This window comes from Streptomyces sp. NPDC018610 (genome assembly GCF_044391765.1).
Taxonomy (GTDB): Bacteria; Actinomycetota; Actinomycetes; order Streptomycetales; family Streptomycetaceae; genus Streptomyces.
The window spans coordinates 310,929-327,906 of sequence record NZ_JBISAL010000001.1; the positions used below are offsets into that span (position 1 = coordinate 310,929).

General features: G+C 72.9%; 17 protein-coding genes and 1 riboswitch. Of the genes, 8 read left to right on the top strand and 9 right to left on the bottom strand.

The genetic code is table 11. From position 1 onward, the window contains the following. Positions 1 to 113: 113 nt before the first annotated feature. The 3 genes from ACH5A8_RS01380 to ACH5A8_RS01390 all read right to left on the bottom strand — a co-directional run bounded on the left by ACH5A8_RS01380 (position 114) and on the right by ACH5A8_RS01390 (position 2,197). Entirely contained in the window at positions 114 to 479 is a 366-nt protein-coding gene (locus ACH5A8_RS01380) for an Rv2175c family DNA-binding protein (RefSeq protein WP_398996730.1), read from the bottom strand. A gap of 79 nt (positions 480 to 558) precedes the next feature. After that, positions 559 to 1,788 (bottom strand): NAD(P)/FAD-dependent oxidoreductase, encoded by a 1,230-nt coding sequence (locus ACH5A8_RS01385; RefSeq protein WP_398996732.1) that lies wholly within the window; start codon positions 1,786 to 1,788, stop codon positions 559 to 561. A 70-nt stretch (positions 1,789 to 1,858) separates the two neighbouring features. Beyond that, a complete protein-coding gene (locus ACH5A8_RS01390) occupies positions 1,859 to 2,197 on the bottom strand; it encodes a hypothetical protein (RefSeq protein ID WP_398996734.1) in 339 nt (112 codons plus the stop codon). Between the two features lie 36 nt (positions 2,198 to 2,233). Next, a riboswitch (TPP riboswitch) is annotated at positions 2,234 to 2,345 on the top strand. On the opposite strand from ACH5A8_RS01390, the gene thiO reads away from it, so the two are divergent. The 5 genes from thiO to ACH5A8_RS01415 all read left to right on the top strand — a co-directional run bounded on the left by thiO (position 2,343) and on the right by ACH5A8_RS01415 (position 7,775). Further along, on the top strand, positions 2,343 to 3,509 hold the full coding sequence (thiO, locus tag ACH5A8_RS01395; RefSeq protein ID WP_398996736.1) for a glycine oxidase ThiO: 1,167 nt from the start codon (positions 2,343 to 2,345) through the stop codon (positions 3,507 to 3,509). It overlaps the preceding riboswitch by 3 nt. Beyond that, positions 3,506 to 3,706, top strand: coding sequence for a sulfur carrier protein ThiS (gene thiS / locus ACH5A8_RS01400; protein WP_398996737.1), 201 nt, complete (start codon positions 3,506 to 3,508; stop codon positions 3,704 to 3,706). The genes thiO and thiS overlap by 4 nt, the downstream gene beginning before the upstream one ends. Before the next feature lie 2 nt (positions 3,707 to 3,708). Continuing rightward, positions 3,709 to 4,503, top strand: a complete 795-nt coding sequence (locus ACH5A8_RS01405) for a thiazole synthase (protein WP_398996739.1) — start codon at positions 3,709 to 3,711, stop codon at positions 4,501 to 4,503. 216 nt (positions 4,504 to 4,719) lie between these two features. Continuing rightward, on the top strand, positions 4,720 to 6,666 hold the full coding sequence (pknB, locus tag ACH5A8_RS01410; RefSeq protein WP_398996741.1) for a Stk1 family PASTA domain-containing Ser/Thr kinase: 1,947 nt from the start codon (positions 4,720 to 4,722) through the stop codon (positions 6,664 to 6,666). A 209-nt stretch (positions 6,667 to 6,875) separates the two neighbouring features. After that, positions 6,876 to 7,775, top strand: a complete 900-nt coding sequence (locus ACH5A8_RS01415) for a deoxyribonuclease IV (RefSeq protein ID WP_398996742.1) — start codon at positions 6,876 to 6,878, stop codon at positions 7,773 to 7,775. A gap of 117 nt (positions 7,776 to 7,892) precedes the next feature. Here ACH5A8_RS01415 and ACH5A8_RS01420 read toward each other — a convergent pair whose 3' ends face one another. Beyond that, positions 7,893 to 8,561, bottom strand: a complete 669-nt coding sequence (locus ACH5A8_RS01420) for a sulfite oxidase-like oxidoreductase (RefSeq protein WP_398996744.1) — start codon at positions 8,559 to 8,561, stop codon at positions 7,893 to 7,895. Positions 8,562 to 8,714: 153 nt separating this feature from the next. Here ACH5A8_RS01420 and bfr point away from each other — a divergent pair, with 153 nt between their 5' ends. Continuing rightward, on the top strand, positions 8,715 to 9,233 hold the full coding sequence (bfr, locus tag ACH5A8_RS01425) for a bacterioferritin (RefSeq protein ID WP_398996746.1): 519 nt from the start codon (positions 8,715 to 8,717) through the stop codon (positions 9,231 to 9,233). Positions 9,234 to 9,305: 72 nt separating this feature from the next. Here the strand turns inward: bfr and ACH5A8_RS01430 are convergent, their stop codons facing one another. The 3 genes from ACH5A8_RS01430 to ACH5A8_RS01440 form a co-directional block, all read right to left on the bottom strand. Beyond that, complete coding sequence (locus tag ACH5A8_RS01430; protein WP_398996748.1) at positions 9,306 to 9,566, bottom strand: bacterioferritin-associated ferredoxin; 261 nt, start codon at positions 9,564 to 9,566, stop codon at positions 9,306 to 9,308. A 159-nt stretch (positions 9,567 to 9,725) separates the two neighbouring features. Further along, a complete protein-coding gene (locus tag ACH5A8_RS01435) occupies positions 9,726 to 11,078 on the bottom strand; it encodes a class II 3-deoxy-7-phosphoheptulonate synthase (RefSeq protein ID WP_398996749.1) in 1,353 nt (450 codons plus the stop codon). A gap of 94 nt (positions 11,079 to 11,172) precedes the next feature. After that, positions 11,173 to 12,549 (bottom strand): glycoside hydrolase domain-containing protein, encoded by a 1,377-nt coding sequence (locus ACH5A8_RS01440; RefSeq protein WP_398996751.1) that lies wholly within the window; start codon positions 12,547 to 12,549, stop codon positions 11,173 to 11,175. A gap of 79 nt (positions 12,550 to 12,628) precedes the next feature. Between ACH5A8_RS01440 and ACH5A8_RS01445 the strand changes: the two genes are divergently transcribed. Both ACH5A8_RS01445 and ACH5A8_RS01450 read left to right on the top strand, forming a co-directional pair. Next, positions 12,629 to 12,691, top strand: a complete 63-nt coding sequence (locus ACH5A8_RS01445; RefSeq protein WP_107474434.1) for a trp operon leader peptide — start codon at positions 12,629 to 12,631, stop codon at positions 12,689 to 12,691. A 118-nt stretch (positions 12,692 to 12,809) separates the two neighbouring features. Then, positions 12,810 to 14,717 (top strand): anthranilate synthase family protein, encoded by a 1,908-nt coding sequence (locus ACH5A8_RS01450; protein WP_398996753.1) that lies wholly within the window; start codon positions 12,810 to 12,812, stop codon positions 14,715 to 14,717. On the opposite strand, the gene ACH5A8_RS01455 is transcribed toward ACH5A8_RS01450, so the two are convergent. Both ACH5A8_RS01455 and ACH5A8_RS01460 read right to left on the bottom strand, forming a co-directional pair. Beyond that, positions 14,669 to 15,664, bottom strand: a complete 996-nt coding sequence (locus ACH5A8_RS01455; RefSeq protein ID WP_398996755.1) for a 2-hydroxyacid dehydrogenase — start codon at positions 15,662 to 15,664, stop codon at positions 14,669 to 14,671. The genes ACH5A8_RS01450 and ACH5A8_RS01455 overlap by 49 nt on opposite strands. A gap of 147 nt (positions 15,665 to 15,811) precedes the next feature. Next, complete coding sequence (locus ACH5A8_RS01460) at positions 15,812 to 16,840, bottom strand: 6-phosphofructokinase (RefSeq protein ID WP_398996757.1); 1,029 nt, start codon at positions 16,838 to 16,840, stop codon at positions 15,812 to 15,814. Positions 16,841 to 16,978 lie beyond the last annotated feature (138 nt).

A 16,978-nucleotide genomic window follows, 5' to 3' on the forward strand; every position in this document is an offset into this window, starting at 1 on the left:
GCCCCGGGAACGGCCCGGCACAGGGGCCCGGCCGCTCAGGGCCGCTCGTCCGGATCACGCCGGACTCGCCCGCCCCGGCCCGGGCGGACGAAGGACCCGAGGGCGGCGTGGCTTCAGACGGCCAGAGCCTGGGCGCGTCGCTTCACCTCCGTGCCGCGGTTCTCACTCAGGGCCTGCGCGGGGGTGCCGGGCAGGGTCGGGTCGGGGGTGAACAGCCACTCGATCATCTCTTCGACCGTGAAGCCGTCGTCCCGCAGCAGCGTCAGGGTCCCCGTCAGGCCCTTGACGACCTTGTCGCCGTCGATGAAGGCGGCAGGCACGTGCAGGGCCCGGTTCTCACCCCGGCGTACGGCGATGAGCTGGCCCTCCTTGACCAGCTGCCGCACCCGTGTCACCTCGACGTCGAGCATTTCGGCGATGTCGGGCAGGGTGAGCCAGGCGGGGACGAGAGCATCAATCTTGGCGTCAATCTCGGTCACGGGACCAAGCGTGCCATCTGCCACCGACAGTCCCAAGTCAGCCCCGCCCACCTGGGAGGACGGCGCGCGGCACGGCGCCCTACGCGGTGGCCGCCTTCAGCGGTCTGGCCGGGTCCGCCAGCAGCCCGGGATCCATCGCCGTGCCGGCCTCGATCAGCCGCCGGCCCTGCGCGAGATCGCGCGGTCGGCCGACCGCCAGCAGAGCGACCAGCCGGTCCCCGCGCAGCCAGCAGACGGTCCACGCGGGCCCGGCGGGCTCGCCGCGCCACAGCAGCGTGTCGTCCGGGGTGTGGTGGCCGGCGTACTGCACGAAGCGGCCGAACTGCTCGGACCAGAAGTACGGCACCGGGTCGTAGGCCGCCGGCGCCGGGCCGACCACGTTGGCGGCGACCGTGCGCGGACCCTGCAGCGCGTTGTCCCAGTGGTGGACCAGCAGCCGCTCGCCGTACCGCCCCGAGGGGAAGGAGGCGCAGTCGCCGACGGCGTACACGTCCGGGACGGAGGTGCGCAGGTGGTCGTCGGCCAGGACCTCGCCGTGCTCGCCCAGCCCGACGCCGGAGCCGGCCAGCCACGCCGTCGCCGGGCGCGCCCCGATGCCGACGACGACGGCGCCGGCGGGCAGCCGCGAGCCGTCGTCGAGCACCACCGCGCCCGGCTCGACGCGCGCCACGCGCGCGCGGGTGCGCAGTTCGGTGCCGCTGTCGGCGTACCAGGCGGTCATCGGCGCGGCCACCTCGGCCGGCACCGCCCCCGCCAGCGGCCGGTCCGCGGCCTCCACCACCGTCACGGCGCAGCCGGCCTCGCGGGCGGCGGTGGCGAACTCCGCGCCGATCCAGCCGGCGCCGACGACCACCACGTCGTGCTGCTCGGCGAGGACGGGCCGCAGTCGTTCGGCGTCGTCCAGGGTCCGCAGCAGGTGGACGCCGGGGACGCCCTCGGAGCCCGGGAGGCGAATCGGTTCGGCACCGGTGGCGAGCACGAGGACGTCGTAGGGCACCGGCCCGTCGGAGGTGTCGAGCACATGTTCCTCGGGGCGGATCGCCAGCGCCTCACGGCCGAGCCGCAGTTCGATGCCGAGCGCCTCGAAGTCGACGTCGAAGGCGGATCCCTCGGCCTTGCCGAGCAGGACGGCCTTGGACAGCGGCGGCCGGTCGTAGGGCTGGTGGGGCTCGGCGCCGATCAGTACGACGGCGCCGGTGAAGCCCTGCTCGCGCAGGGCGACCGCGGTCTGCACGCCGGCCATGCCCGCGCCCACGACGACCACGCGCCGCGGCTGTGCCGTGCCCTGTTCCTGCGTCTGGTCGCTCACCTGATCACCTTAGACAACTGACGAGCCGTCAGTCAGCGGGCGTGCGCCGTGACCTGCCGCACAACCGCTGTCAGGCGATCTGCTCCACCACGCTCGTCCCGCTGCCCGGCCGCGACTCCCACTCCCAGGACTCCTCCAACCGGACGCGCCCGTCGGGGAGTTCGACCACGGACGACACGCAGTGCCCGGAGGCGGTGGTGCCGTCGCGGCGGAGCTGGACGTATCGGAAGTCGAGCCGGTCGCCTTCCCGGATACCCACCAAATGGCCGCGTACGACATCGCCGCCGGCGTACTCGGCCCAGATCTGCCCGTCCTTCTCGTGGTACGTGAAGCGGGTCAGCGTGCCCACCTGACCCGGGGCCTGGTCGGCGACGGGGGCGAGGACCAGACCGTCCAGTGAGCGTGGCATCGAAAAAGACTCCCTCGAAAGTGGCGCTGGTAGGCTACAAGCACTCGCGGGAGCCCGGACGCACCGGGCTGAGAGGGAGGCTGGCGGCCTCCGACCGTACGAACCTGATCCGGGTCATGCCGGCGAAGGGAGGGGCTGGACGCCCATGTCGTTGCCACGCACGTCAGACGTCCTCGTCATCGGGGGCGGAATCATCGGACTCGTGACGGCCTGGCGCGCGGCGCAGCGCGGGCTCGCCACGGCCGTGGTGGACCCCGAGCCGGGCGGCGGGGCCGCGCAGGTCGCGGCCGGGATGCTGGCCGCCGTCACCGAACTGCACTACGGCGAGCAGACGCTGCTCGGACTCAACCTGGCCTCGGCGCGCCGCTATCCGGACTTCGCCGCGGAACTGACCGAGGCGACCGGACACGACCTCGGCTACCGCCGGTGCGGGACGCTCGCCGTGGCGCTGGACGCCGACGACCGCGCCCATCTGCGCGAACTGCACGCCCTGCAACAGCAGTCGGGCCTGGACTCGGAGTGGCTGTCCGGGCGGGAGTGCCGGCGGCTGGAGCCTATGCTCGCGCCGGGGGTGCGCGGCGGGCTGCGGGTGGACGGTGACCACCAGATCGACCCGCGGCGGCTGGCCGGCGCCCTGGTGACCGCCTGCGAGCGGGCGGGCGTGGTCTTCCACCGCGCCTGGGCCGAGCGGCTCACCGTCGAGCGGGACCGGGCCGCGGGCTGTGTGCTGCGCGACGGCACGGCGCTCGCCGCCGGGCAGGTGGTGCTGGCGGCCGGCAGCCTCAGCGGCGAGCTGGCCGGGGTGCCGGACGAGGTGCTGCCGCCGGTGCGGCCGGTCAAGGGCCAGGTGCTGCGGCTGACGGTGCCCCGGCGGTACGCGCCGTTCCTGAGCCGCACGGTGCGCGCGGTGGTGCGCGGCAGCCACCTGTACCTGGTGCCGCGGGTCAGCGGCGAGCTGGTCGTCGGGGCCACCAGCGAGGAGCTGGGCTGGGACACGACGGTGACGGCCGGCGGCGTGTACGAACTGCTGCGTGACGCGCACGAGCTGGTGCCCGGCATCACCGAGCTGCCGCTGACCGAGACCCGGGCCGGACTGCGCCCCGGCTCCCCGGACAACGCGCCGCTGCTCGGCCCCACCGAGCTGCCCGGACTGCTGCTGGCCACCGGGCACTACCGCAACGGCGTGCTGCTCACACCGGTCACCGGCGACGCCATGGCGCAGGTCCTGACCACCGGCGAACTGCCGGAAGAGGCCCGTCCCTTCACCCCGCGACGCTTCGCCGCCGCCTTCCTCACGGAGCAGCCCGCGTGAACATCTCCGTCAACGGCGAGCCCCGCCGTATCGCGCCCGGCACGGCGCTCGACGCCGTCGTGCAGGCCCTGACCGCGGCGCCCTCCGGGGTGGCCGCCGCCCTCAACGAGACCGTCGTCCCGCGCACCCGCTGGTCGTCCACGACGCTGGCCGAGGGCGACCGCGTCGAGGTCCTGACCGCCGTCCAGGGAGGCTGACCATGGCTGACGACCCCTTCGTCCTCGGCGGTACGTCCTTCACGTCCCGCCTGATCATGGGCACCGGCGGCGCGCCGAGCCTCGACGTGCTGGAGCGGGCCCTGGTGGCGTCCGGCACGGAGCTGACCACGGTGGCCATGCGCCGGGTCGACGCGTCGGTGCACGGTTCGGTGCTGTCGGTGCTGCGCAGGCTGGGCATCGCGGTGCTGCCCAACACGGCGGGCTGCTTCACCGCCGGCGAGGCGGTGCTCACGGCGCGCCTGGCGCGGGAGGCGCTGGGCACCGATCTGGTCAAGCTGGAGGTCATCGCCGACGAGCGGACCTTGCTGCCGGACCCGATCGAGCTGCTGGACGCGGCGGAGACGCTGGTCGACGACGGCTTCACGGTGCTGCCGTACACCAACGACGACCCGGTGCTGGCCCGCAAGCTGGAGGACGTGGGCTGCGCGGCGATCATGCCGCTGGGCTCGCCGATCGGCTCCGGGCTCGGGATCCGCAACCCGCACAACTTCCAGCTGATCGTGGAGCACGCGCGCGTGCCGGTGATCCTGGACGCGGGCGCCGGCACCGCCTCGGACGTGACCCTGGCGATGGAGCTGGGGTGCGCGGGCGTGATGCTCGCCTCGGCGGTGACCCGGGCGCAGGAGCCGGTGCGGATGGCCGAGGCGATGCGGCACGCGGCGGCGGCGGGCCGACTGGCCCGGCTGGCCGGGCGCATCCCGAAGCGCCACTTCGCCGAGGCGTCCTCGCCCACCGAGGGCCTGGCCCGCCTGGACCCGGAGCGCCCGGCCTTCTAGGACCTGCCCGGCCCCCCGAGGGAAGCCCCGGAGGGGCCGGGCGCCCGCCCGGCCCCGGGGCGACCGGCTCACCGGCACCTGTCCGCTCCCAGTGGGCGCCCCGGTGGCGCCCAGGCGCCTTCAGGCACGCGAGAAGCGTCACAGGACGGCTTCAGTCCCGTCGTGGAGTGCGGCCGGAAGGGGTGTGTGTCCGTGGCGGCTCGTAGACTCCAGTGCGTGGATACGACCCTTCAGGACCCTCTCGTCGGGCAGGTGCTCGACGGCCGCTATCGCGTCGACGCGCGGATCGCCGTCGGCGGGATGGCCACGGTCTACCGGGCCCTGGACACCCGCCTGGACCGGGTCCTCGCACTCAAGGTGATGCACCCCACGCTCGCCGCCGACGCCTCCTTCGTGGAGCGGTTCATCCGGGAGGCCAAGTCGGTGGCCCGTCTGGACCACCCGAACGTCGTACAGGTATTCGATCAGGGGACGGACGGGTCGTACGTCTACCTGGCCATGGAGTACGTCGCCGGCTGCACCCTGCGGGACGTGCTGCGCGAGCGCGGGGCGCTCCAGCCGCGGGCCGCGCTGGACATCCTGGAGCCGGTGCTCGCCGCGCTGGGCGCCGCCCACCGCGCGGGATTCGTGCACCGGGACATGAAGCCGGAGAACGTCCTGATAGGGGACGACGGCCGGGTCAAGGTCGCCGACTTCGGGCTGGTGCGGTCCGTGGACACGGTGACGAACACCACCGGCGCCGTCCTCGGCACCGTCTCCTACCTCGCCCCGGAGCAGATCGACAACGGCACCGCCGACCCCCGGGTCGACGTGTACGCGTGCGGTGTCGTCCTCTACGAGATGCTGACCGGCGCCAAGCCGCACCAGGGCGAGAGCCCCGCCCAGGTGCTCTACCGGCATCTGCACGAGGACGTGCCCGCCCCCTCGGCCGCCGTGCCGGGACTGCCGCCCGAGCTGGATGGGCTGGTCGCGGCGGCCACCGTCCGCGACCCGCGCACGCGCCCGCACGACGCGGTGGCGCTGCTGGCGCTGGTGCGCGGGGCCCGCTCGGCGCTGAACGCCGACCAGCTCGACGCGCTGCCGCCGCAGGCCCGCACCGGCGAGCACGACAACGCCGACGACCGCACCAGCGTGATCCCGCGCTCGCTGACGGTGCCGCGCCCGCTGCCCGTCGACGGGGACGGCGAGGACGACCGCGGGGCCGTGCACCGCACCAGCCGTCTGGAGTTCCCCCCGGCCCCGCCGGGGCCCGGGCCGCGCGGAGGCGGCGGCCGACGGCCCCGGCGGGGGCTGCTCACGCTGGTCGCCGCCGTCCTGCTGGTCCTCGGCGTCGGCGGCGGCGTCTGGTACATCAACTCCGGCCAGTTCACGAAGGTGCCGCCGGTGCTGGGCAAGACCGAGGCGCAGGCCAGGACCCGGCTGGACCAGGCCGGCCTCAAGGTGAAGCGGGTCAAGCACTCCTACAGCGACACGGTCGCGCGCGGCACGGTGATCAGCACCGACCCCGGGGCCGGTGACCGGATCCGCGGCCACGACTCGGTGACGCTGACCCTCTCCGACGGCCCCGAGACCGTGCGGGTGCCCGACCTGAAGGGCTTCGCGCTGGACAAGGCGCGCGAGCGGCTGAAGAAGGAGGGGCTGGAGCCGGGCATGGTGAGCCGGGCGTTCAGCGAGGACATCGCCAAGGACGCGGTGATCAGCACCGACCCCGGGGCGGGCACCGACCGGCACGCCGGCTCGGCGATCGCGCTCGTCGTCAGCAAGGGCCGCCCGGTGGACGTGCCGGACGTGACCGGTGAGGACCTGGACCAGGCGAGGTCCGATCTGGAGGACGCGGGGCTGACGGTGAAGGTCGCCGCCGCGCGGGTCAACTCCGAGTTCGACGCGGGCCAGGTCGCCCGGCAGTCCCCGGCGGCCGACGGCAAGGCCGCCGAGGGTGACACGGTCACGCTGACGCTGTCCAAGGGCCCGGAGACGGTCGAGGTGCCGGACGTGACCGGCGACAGCGTCGACGACGCCAAGCAGACCCTGGAGGACGCCGGCTTCAAGGTCGACGAGGACCGCGGGCTGCTCGGGCTGTTCGGCGACACCGTCAAGCGGCAGTCGGTGCGGGGCGGCGACCGCGCGCCCAAGGGCTCGACGATCACGATCACCATCCGGTGAGGCGGGCGGTCGTCCGCCACCGGGCGACCGGCCGCCCGCGCCCCACCCCGCGCACGGCCCGCCGTCCGCCGTCCCGCGCACGGTCCGCCGCCCCCAGGACTGCCTGCGCACCACGGCTCACCCGCCGTCCTCCAGGTGACGTGTCCGACGAGACCGGGATCACCACGGCGGCCGGCCGGCGGCCGCCGGGCGCGTGACACCCTGAAGAGGTGAACAGCCAGCTCTCCCCCGCCCCGCCCCTCTCCCCCGGCCGCACCCGCAACCCGGTGGGCGGTCATGTCCCCGTCGCGGGCGGGCTGAACTCCGTCGGTCTGTCCTACGCCCGTGAGCTGGCGGCCGAGACCGTGCAGGTGTTCGTCGCCAATCCGCGCGGCTGGGCCACCCCCCAGGGCAACGCCCGGCAGGACGAGGCGTTCCGGGCGGCCTGCGCCGAGGAGTCGATCCCGGCGTACGTGCACGCGCCGTACCTGATCAACTTCGGTTCGCACACCGAGGCGACCGTCGAGCGCTCGGTCCACTCGCTCAGGCACTCGCTGCGGCGTGGCCGGGAGATCGGCGCGCTGGGCGTGGTCGTGCACACCGGGAGCGCGACCGGCGGCCGGGACCGGGCGGTGGCGTTGCGGCAGGTGCGCGAGCACATGCTGCCGCTGCTCGACGAGCTGACCCACGACGACGATCCGTGTCTGCTCCTGGAGTCGACGGCCGGCCAGGGCTCCTCCCTGTGCTCGCGGACCTGGGACTTCGGGCCGTACTTCGAGGCGCTGGACGCCCATCCCAAGCTGGGCGTGTGCCTGGACACCTGCCACATCTTCGCCGCCGGGCACGACCTGGCCGGCCCGCACGGCATGCACCAGACCCTCGACCTGCTCGTGGAGACCGTCGGCCCGGGCCGGCTGAGGCTGATCCACGCCAACGACTCCAAGGACGTGGCCGGCGCGCACAAGGACCGGCACGAGAACATCGGCGCCGGACACATCGGCGAGGACCCGTTCCGCGCGCTGATGACCCACCCGGCCACCGAGGGCGTCCCGCTGGTCATCGAGACCCCCGGCGGCAAGCAGGGCCACGCGGCCGACGTGGAACGCCTGAAGAAGCTCAGGGACGGCTGACCCCCGGGGAGGAACCGGGACGGCTGACCCCCGAAGGAGATCGGAGGCGGCTGCGGAACGGGCCCGCCCCGGGGTCCTCGGCCGGCCCCCCGGCCGACCCGGCCGCGGGGCCGGACGTCACAGCTCCGGCCCGTCCCCCGGTTCCTCCTGGTAGGAGTAGCGCTGTTCCTTCCACGGGTCGCCGATGTTGTGGTAGCCGCGCTCCTCCCAGAAACCGCGCCGGTCGGCGGTCATGTACTCCACGCCGCGCACCCACTTGGGGCCCTTCCAGGCGTACAGGTGCGGGACGACCAGGCGGAGCGGGAAGCCGTGCTCGGCGGTGAGCAGTTCGCCGTCCTTGTGGGTGGCGAAGAGGGCGCCCTCGGCGGTGAAGTCGGAGAGCCGCAGGTTGGAGCTGAAGCCGTACTCCGCCCAGACCATCACATGGGTGACGTCCGGCGCGGGCGGCGCGATGTCCAGGATCGTACGGGCCGGGATGCCGCCCCATTCGGCGCCGAGCATGCTGTACTTCGTGACGCAGTGCAGGTCGGCCACCACGGTGGTGTACGGCAGCGCCGTGAACTCCTCGTGGGTCCAGCAGTGCTTCGCGCCGTCGGCGGTGGCGCCGAAGACCCGGAACTCCCAGCGCTCCGGGCGGAACTTGGGCACCGGCCCGTAGTGCGTGACCGGCCAGCCCCGCTGCAGCCGCTGACCCGGCGGAAGCTCCGGCTGCGCCGCTCCCGCGGACGCTCCCTTCGCCCCTGCTCCAGACGCGTCCCCAGACGCGCGTTCCACCGGCTGACCCATGACTCCATCCTGACAGACCGGACCGGGTGCACATGACCAGCCCGGCGACAATTCGGGCATACACCACTAAGTGTGCACTTACTGGACGGTGGTGCATGCCGGTGAAATCATGCGGCGCTATCGGACCTGACCGCACAGAAGGAGTCCAGCAGGATGCAAGGCGACCCCGAGGTCATCGAACTGCTCAACGAGCAGCTGACCGCCGAGCTGACCGCGATCAACCAGTACTTCCTGCACTCGAAGCTGCAGGACCACAAGGGGTGGACGAAGCTCGCCAAGTACACCCGGGACGAGTCCTTCGACGAGATGCGGCACGCCGAACTCCTGACCGACCGCATCCTGCTCCTGGACGGCCTGCCGAACTACCAGCGGCTCTTCCACGTCCAGGTGGGTCAGACCGTCGCCGAGATGTTCCGGGCCGACCGGCAGATCGAGGTGGAGGCCATCGACCGGCTGCGCCGCGGGGTGGACGTGATGCGCGACAAGGGCGACATCACCTCGGCCAACATCTTCGAGGCGATCCTCGCGGACGAGGAGCACCACATCGACTACCTGGACACCCAGCTGGAGCTGGTGGACAAGCTGGGCGAGGCGCTGTACCTGGCGACGGTCGTCGAGCAGAGCCAGCCGGACCCCTCGGGCCCCGGCACGCACGGCTTCTCGACGCCGTGACCGCTCAGACGCCGTGACCGCTCAGAGGAGCTTGTCCCCGACAGGCGTCGACAACGCACGTGGTCAAGACACCTAGGCGGCGTCGCGCTCGGCGTTCGCCGTCGTCGCCGCGGCGGGGCGCGGCGACTGCGGGAAGGCCGGGGCGCCGCGGTCGATGAGCTCCCGGCGGGGGCAGGCGCCCCGGCCGAGCAGGGCCTGAATGCGCCGGACGCAGCCACCGCAGTCCGTGCCGGCCTTGCAGGCGGAGGCGATCTGGCGGGGCGTGCAGGCGCCGTTGTCCGCGTGCTGCTTGACCTGCTGCTCGGTGATGCCGAAGCAACTGCAGACGTACACGCGGCTCACCTCCGCCGGTTCGGGTCAGTGGTGCCGTCCCGACTTCTCGGTGAGGCAAACCTAACCTTACCCGTCACGCGAGGGACGCGACAGCGGCTGGGGCGCGGACCGTGTGTGATCCGCGCCCCAGATCGTTCCCGATGCCGCCGGGAGACCCCGTCACTGGTCCCGGTACATCTCCGCGACCAGGAAGGCCAGGTCGAGGGACTGGCTGCGGTTGAGCCGGGGGTCGCAGGCCGTCTCGTAGCGCTGGTGCAGGTCGTCGACGAAGATCTCGTCGCCGCCGCCCACGCACTCGGTGACGTCGTCACCGGTCAGCTCCACGTGGATGCCGCCCGGGTGGGTGCCCAGTGCCTTGTGCACCTCGAAGAAGCCCTTGACCTCGTCGAGCACGTCGTCGAAGCGGCGCGTCTTGTGGCCGGAGGCCGCCTCGAAGGTGTTGCCGTGCATCGGGTCGGTCACCCAGGCCACGGTCGCGCCCGAGGCGGTGACCTTCTCGACCAGCTCGGGCAGCTTGTCGCGGACCTTGTCCGCGCCCATCCGCACGATGAAGGTCAGCCGGCCGGGCTCGCGGTCCGGGTCCAGGCGCTCGATGTACTGCAGCGCCTCCTCGGCCGTCGTGGTCGGGCCGAGCTTGATGCCGATCGGGTTGCGGATCTTCGAGGCGAACTCGATGTGCGCGTGGTCCAGCTGCCGGGTGCGCTCGCCGATCCACACCATGTGCCCCGAGACGTCGTACAGCTGTCCGGTGCGCGAGTCGACGCGGGTGAGCGCCGACTCGTAGTCCAGCAGCAGCGCCTCGTGCGAGGAGTAGAACTCGACCGTCTGGAACTCGGCCGGGTCGGTGCCGCAGGCCCGCATGAAGTTCAGCGCGTTGTCGATCTCCCGGGCCAGCTGCTCGTAGCGCTGGCCGGAAGGCGAGGACTTCACGAAGTCCTGGTTCCAGGCGTGCACCTGGCGCAGGTCGGCGTAGCCGCCGGTGGTGAAGGCGCGCACCAGGTTCAGCGTGGAGGCGGACGCGTTGTACATCCGCTTCAGGCGCTCCGGGTCCGGGACCCGGGCCTCCTCGGTGAAGTCGAAGCCGTTGACGGAGTCGCCCCGGTAGGTCGGCAGCGTCACCCCGTCACGGGTCTCGGTCGGCTTGGAGCGCGGCTTGGAGTACTGGCCGGCGATCCGGCCGACCTTCACCACCGGCACCGAGGCGGCGTACGTCAGCACGGCGCCCATCTGGAGCAGGGTCTTGAGCTTGTTGCGGATGTGGTCGGCGGAGACGGCGTCGAACGCCTCCGCGCAGTCGCCGCCCTGGAGGAGGAACGCCTCTCCCCTGGCGACGGCCGCCATCCGGGCGCGCAGCTGGTCGCACTCGCCCGCGAAGACGAGCGGCGGATACGACTCGAGGTCCGCGATCACAGCGCGCAGAGCCTCGGCGTCGGGGTACTCGGGCTGCTGCGCCGCGGGCAGGTTTCGCCAGGTGTTGCCAGCGCTCGCGCTGGTCTTAGCGTTCACGGTCACACTTCAAACACTACGGGGTCCGCGGACCGCTCCCTTCATCTGCTCATCAATTGAGACGGAGGGTGATCAACCGTGGACAGTGCGGGCACACCGCTCAGGGGGCCTGGGCGGCGACGTCCAGCAGATCGCGGTCCACGCTGATCCGCGCTCCGCCGTACGTCTCGGTCCGGTCGCCCGCGTACTGGTGGACGCGCTGGTGGTCGGCCCACAGGGCGGCCGGCAGCACCGGGTCGGTGAGGGCGGCCTCGTCGTTCCAGTGGGCGAAGTGGATCACGTCGGGCAGCGTCGTCGTGGCCGCGTTGTCGACCAGGTCGGCGACCAGGGACGAGACGCTGCCGTACGCGCCGGAGCGGTAGCCCAGTTCGTGCAGCCGCCCGGTCCAGGCCGCGAGGTAACCGAGCACCCGCGCGGTCAGGGCGGCGCCGGGCGTGTACTGCTCCAGGTCGTTGTAGAGCACCGAGCCCTTGCCGAGGCCGAGCGCGCCGGCCTGGGCCACGGCGTCCTCGGCGGCGGCCCTGCCCTGCGGCGCCGGATCCTGGATGGCCGCGCAGTCGTCCGCGCAGCTGCCCGCGCCGGCGGTGGGCTGCGGGCCGACGTAGAGCGGAAGGAAGCGCCAGCCCTTGGTGTACTGCGTCCGCACCCAGTCCGCGGTCAGGTTCGGCTGGGCGCAGCCGCGGTTGACCCCGCCGATGTAGACGCCGACCGCTCCGTAGGGCGAGTCCGTGCGCCAGGCGTCCATGGCGCCCTGCCCGGGCGCCGCGCAGGTGTCGAAGCCCTTGCCCTGGTGGGCGGTGGCGTCGGCGGGCAGGGCCGGGGCGGCGGGCGTCGTGAGCGGCGGTTCGGTGCGGGCGGCGGCGACGGGCAGTCCGGCGCTGCGCAGCACCCGCTGCGCCGTCGCGCGGTCGGTGCCGTAGGGGGCGGTGACGGCGATGCCCTCGGAGGGCGCGGTGGCCCGGAATTCGCGGGCCGTCGGGTTCTCGGTGACGGCGGCCTTGACCGCGGTGGCCGGCCGCAGCCAGAGCGCCTCGGTGCGGCCGGTGACCCGGGCGGGGCAGTCCTGCTGTCCGCCGGCGTCGCCGAGGTAGACGGCGTGCCGGTCGAAGCGGACGCAGGCGGTGGGGTTCCTCGCGAGGTCGACGACCGGCCAGCCGGCGGGCACGGTGAAGGTGTGGCCGCGGTAGGCGACGGTCTTGCCTGCGTCGTCGAGGGCGGCGGTGCGGGCGAGGGCCGGTGTGCCGGCGCCGAGGACCGCGCACAGGACGGAAACGGCGAGGGCGCGCAGGGCGGCGCGCCGTCCGGCGTGGTGGGCCGGCCGGGGCGCTCCCCCGGTCCGGGGAGCCCGCCCGGTCCGGGGAACGCGCGGGGTCCGTGGTGCTCGAGGGTCCTTCGGTGCTCGTGGGGTGGAGATGGCGTGCTCCTCGGTCGGTGCGGGGCGCGGATCGGCGCACGGGGACGGACGCCGTCCTTCCACGCCGCGCGCCCACCGGAAACCGGGGTGTGGTGCGTCCGGGCGACGCGCGGGGCGGTCCGGACGGTGTAGGGTGCCGGGCATGTTCGCGCATTCGACCCAGATCCAGAACTGGTGGTGGACCGCTTCTCCGGCGGCCCGCTGACTGCGCGTATCCCAGACTTCGCGAAGGCCGCCCGAGGGGCGGCCTTCGGCGTTCTCGCGTCCGGACCGTTCCTCACCGGCAGTCGGCAGACATCGACGACACCGACGGAAGAGGAACCATGGACCTGGCCCAGCTGCTGCACGACGACCGTCCCTTCGCCCTGCTGCGCCGCCGCACGCCGGGGCACGACCACGAGCTGGTGGAGGTGCTGGTCGGCCGGGTGTCCGTGCGCGACCGGCTGGCCGAGCTGCCCGACGAGGGCCTCGCGCTCATCCCGTTCCGGCAGATCCGCGAGCGCGGCTTCGACGTCCGCGACGACGGCGCCCCGCTGGTGGTGCTCACGCCCGAGGAGACCCGCACGTTGCCGCTCGCCGAGGCGCTGGCGCAGCTGCCCGCCCACGAGGTGCGGGTCGAGGGCGGCGGCTTCGACGTGGGCGACGAGGAGTACGCCGAGATCGTCGGGCGGGTCCTCGCCGAGGAGATCGGCACGGGCGAGGGCGCGAACTTCGTGATCCGGCGGACCTACGAGGGTTCGGTCGCCGGGTTCTCCCGGGCCGACGCGCTGGCGCTGTTCCGGCGGCTGCTGGAGGGCGAGCGCGGGGCCTACTGGACGTTCGTGGTGCACACCGGGGACCGGACCCTGGTCGGGGCGAGCCCGGAGGTGCATGTGCGGATGTCCGGCGGGACCGTCGTGATGAACCCGATCAGCGGGACGTACCGCTATCCGGCCGAGGGGCCGACCCCCGAGCACCTGCTGGACTTCCTCGCCGACGGCAAGGAGATCGAGGAGCTGTCGATGGTCGTCGACGAGGAGCTGAAGATGATGTGCACGGTCGGCGACATGGGCGGGGTGGTGGTCGGGCCGCGGCTGAAGGAGATGGCGCACCTGGCGCACACCGAGTACGAGCTGCGCGGACGCTCGTCCCTGGACGCGCGGGAGGTGCTGCGGGAGACCATGTTCGCCGCGACGGTCACCGGCTCCCCGGTGCAGAACGCCTGCCGGGTCATCGAACGCCACGAGGCCGGCGGGCGGGGCTACTACGCCGGTGCGCTGGCGCTGCTGGGCCGGGACGCGGGCGGCGCGCAGACCCTGGACTCCCCCATCCTGATCCGCACCGCCGACATCGACGCGGCCGGGCGGCTGCGGGTGCCGGTGGGCGCCACGCTGGTGCGCGGCTCGGACCCGGCGGGCGAGGTCCAGGAGACGCACGCCAAGGCGGCGGGCGTGCTGGCGGCGCTCGGCGTACGGCCCTCCCGGCCGCGGGCGGAGCGGGCGCTGCCCCGGCTCGCCGACGATCCGCGGGTGCGGGCGGCGCTGGACGGGCGCCGGTCCTCGCTGGCGCCGTTCTGGCTGCGGATGCAGGAGCGCTCGGACGCCCTGGCCGGGCACGCCCTGGTCGTGGACGGCGAGGACACCTTCACCGCGATGCTCGCGCACGTGCTGCGCTCGGCGGGTCTCACGGTGACCGTCCGCCGCTACGACGAGGACGGCCTGCGGGAGGCGGTGCTCGCGCACGAGGGCCCGGTCGTCCTCGGCCCGGGCCCCGGCGACCCCCGCGACCTGGCCGATCCGAAGATGCGTCTGCTGCGCGGGCTCACCGCCGAGCTGATCGCCCGTCACCGGTACGGCGTCCTCGGCGTCTGCCTCGGGCACGAGCTGATCGCGGCGGAGCTGGGCCTTCGGATCGTCCGCAAGGAGGTGCCGTACCAGGGCGCGCAGACCGGGATCGACCTGTTCGGGCGGCCGGAGACCGTCGGCTTCTACAACAGCTTCGTGGCACGCTGCGACGACGCGGCGTACGACGGGCTGGCCGCGCGCGGCGTCGAGGTGAGCCGGAGCACGACGGGCGAGGTGCACGCGCTGCGCGGGCCGGGCGGCGCCGTGGGCGGTTCGGCGTCCGCGTTCGCCTCCGTGCAGTTCCACCCCGAGTCGGTGCTGACGCTGAACGGCACGGCGATCGTGACGGAGCTGGTGGGTCAGCTGTGCGGCACCAGCACGTTCTCCGAGCGGCGGCCCGCCTTGTAGTCGAGGACGTTGCGCACCGTGGTGTCGACGATCTGCCGCAGGGCGTCCTCGGTGTAGTACGCCTGGTGGGAGGTGACCAGGACGTTGGGGAAGGTGACCAGGCGGGCCAGGGTGTCGTCCTCGATGGCCTCCAGGGACTTGTCGAGGAAGAACAGACCCGCCTCGGACTCGTAGACGTCCAGGCCCACGCCGGTGAAGCGGCCCTCGCGCAGTTCGGCGACGAGGGCCGCGGTGTCGACGAGGCCGCCGCGGCTGGAGTTCACCAGGATCGCGTCGTCCTTCATCGCCTTCAGCGCGGCGGCGTCGATCAGGTGCTGGGTCTGCGGCATCAGCGGGACGTGCAGGGAGACGAGGTCGGACTCGGCGAGGAGCTGCTCCTTGTGGACGTACTGCATGCCGAGTTCCATGCAGGCGGGGTTCTCGGCGATGTCCCAGCCGAGCAGCCGCATCCCGAAGCCGTGGGCGATCCGGGCGAACGCCTCGCCGATCTTGCCGGTGCCGATCACTCCGGCGGTGCGGCCGTGCAGATCGCGGCCCATCAGGCCGTCGAGGCGGAAGTCGAAGTCGCGGGTGCGGGTGGAGGCCCGTACGATCCGCCGGTTGACGGCGAGGGCGAGCGTCCAGGCGAACTCGGCGACCGCGTACGGCGAGTAGAAGGAGACGCGGGCGACCGTCATGCCGAGCCGCTCGGCGGCGTGCAGGTCGATGTTGTTGAAGCCGGTGGAGCGCTGGGCGATCATCCGGGTGCCGCCCGCGGCGAGGGACTGGAGGACCCGGGCGTCGAGCTCGGAGTTGACGCTGCTGGAGACGATCTCGTAGCCGGCGGCGATGGGAGCGGTGACGTCGTTGAGGAAGACGTCCAGGCAGCGGACCTCGTGGTGGTCCCGGAAGGCGTGTTCGATCAGGGGTTTCTCGTCGGCCTGCACTCCGAAGGCCAGGATCTCCACCGCGCGCTCCCGTTCTGTGGGGTATGGGCCGAGAATACGACCCATACCCCCGGCGCTGCCGGTGCGCCACCGGGGGGCGGCCGTCAGCGGGAGAGAACGCCGGCCGGAGAGGAGCCGGCCGGAGGGAACGCCACCCGGAAGGGGGCGTCAGCCGAAGAAGACGCCGGCCTCCTCGTACAGCTTCGGGTCGACCGTCTTCAGTCTCGCGGTGGCCTCGGAGATGGGGACGCGGACGACGTCGGTGCCGCGCAGGGCGACCATCTTGCCGAAGTCGCCGTCGCGGACGCAGTCGACGGCGTGCAACCCGAAGCGGGTGGCGAGCCAGCGGTCGAAGGCGCTGGGGGTGCCGCCGCGCTGGATGTGCCCGAGGACGGTGGTGCGCGCCTCCTTGCCGGTGCGCCGCTCGATCTCCTTGGCCAGCCACTCGCCGACCCCGGACAGCCGGACGTGCCCGAAGGAGTCCAGCGACTCGTCCTTGAGGACCATCTGCCCGTCCTTGGGCATGGCGCCCTCGGCGACGACCACGATCGGGGCGTAGGACGCCCTGAAGCGGGAGGTGATCCAGGCGCACACCTGGTCGAGGTCGAAGCGCTGTTCGGGGATGAGGATGACGTTGGCCCCGCCGGCGAGACCGGAGTGCAGGGCGATCCAGCCGGCGTGCCGGCCCATCACCTCGCAGACCAGGACCCGCATGTGGGACTCGGCGGTGGTGTGCAGGCGGTCGATGGCCTCGGTGGCGATGCCGACCGCGGTGTCGAAGCCGAAGGTGTAGTCGGTGGCGGACAGGTCGTTGTCGATGGTCTTGGGCACGCCGACGCAGGGCACGCCGTACTCGTCGCTGAGCCGCGCGGCGACGCCGAGGGTGTCCTCGCCGCCGATCGCGACGAGCGCGTCGATCTCGTTCTTGGCGAGATTGTCCTTGATCCGCCGGATGCCGTCCTCCTGCTTGAGCGGATTGGTGCGCGAGGAGCCGAGGATGGTGCCGCCGCGGGGCAGGATGCCGCGCACCGCGGGGATGTCGAGGCGGACGGTGTCGTTCTCCAGGGGGCCCCGCCAGCCGTCCCGGAAGCCGACGAAGTCGTAGCCGTACTCCTGAACGCCCTTGCGGACGACGCCCCGGATGACGGCGTTGAGACCGGGGCAGTCGCCGCCTCCGGTCAGTACTCCGACGCGCATGGAAATGTCCCTTCGCCGCGATTGCCTGGTGAGGGTCACGCTAAGGGTGACGCACGTCACTCCGGGACGGCCAGGACGGTCAATTCCGGTGAAATGTCCGGTAGTTGATCACGGCAAATACACTCGAAAGAGTGGCTT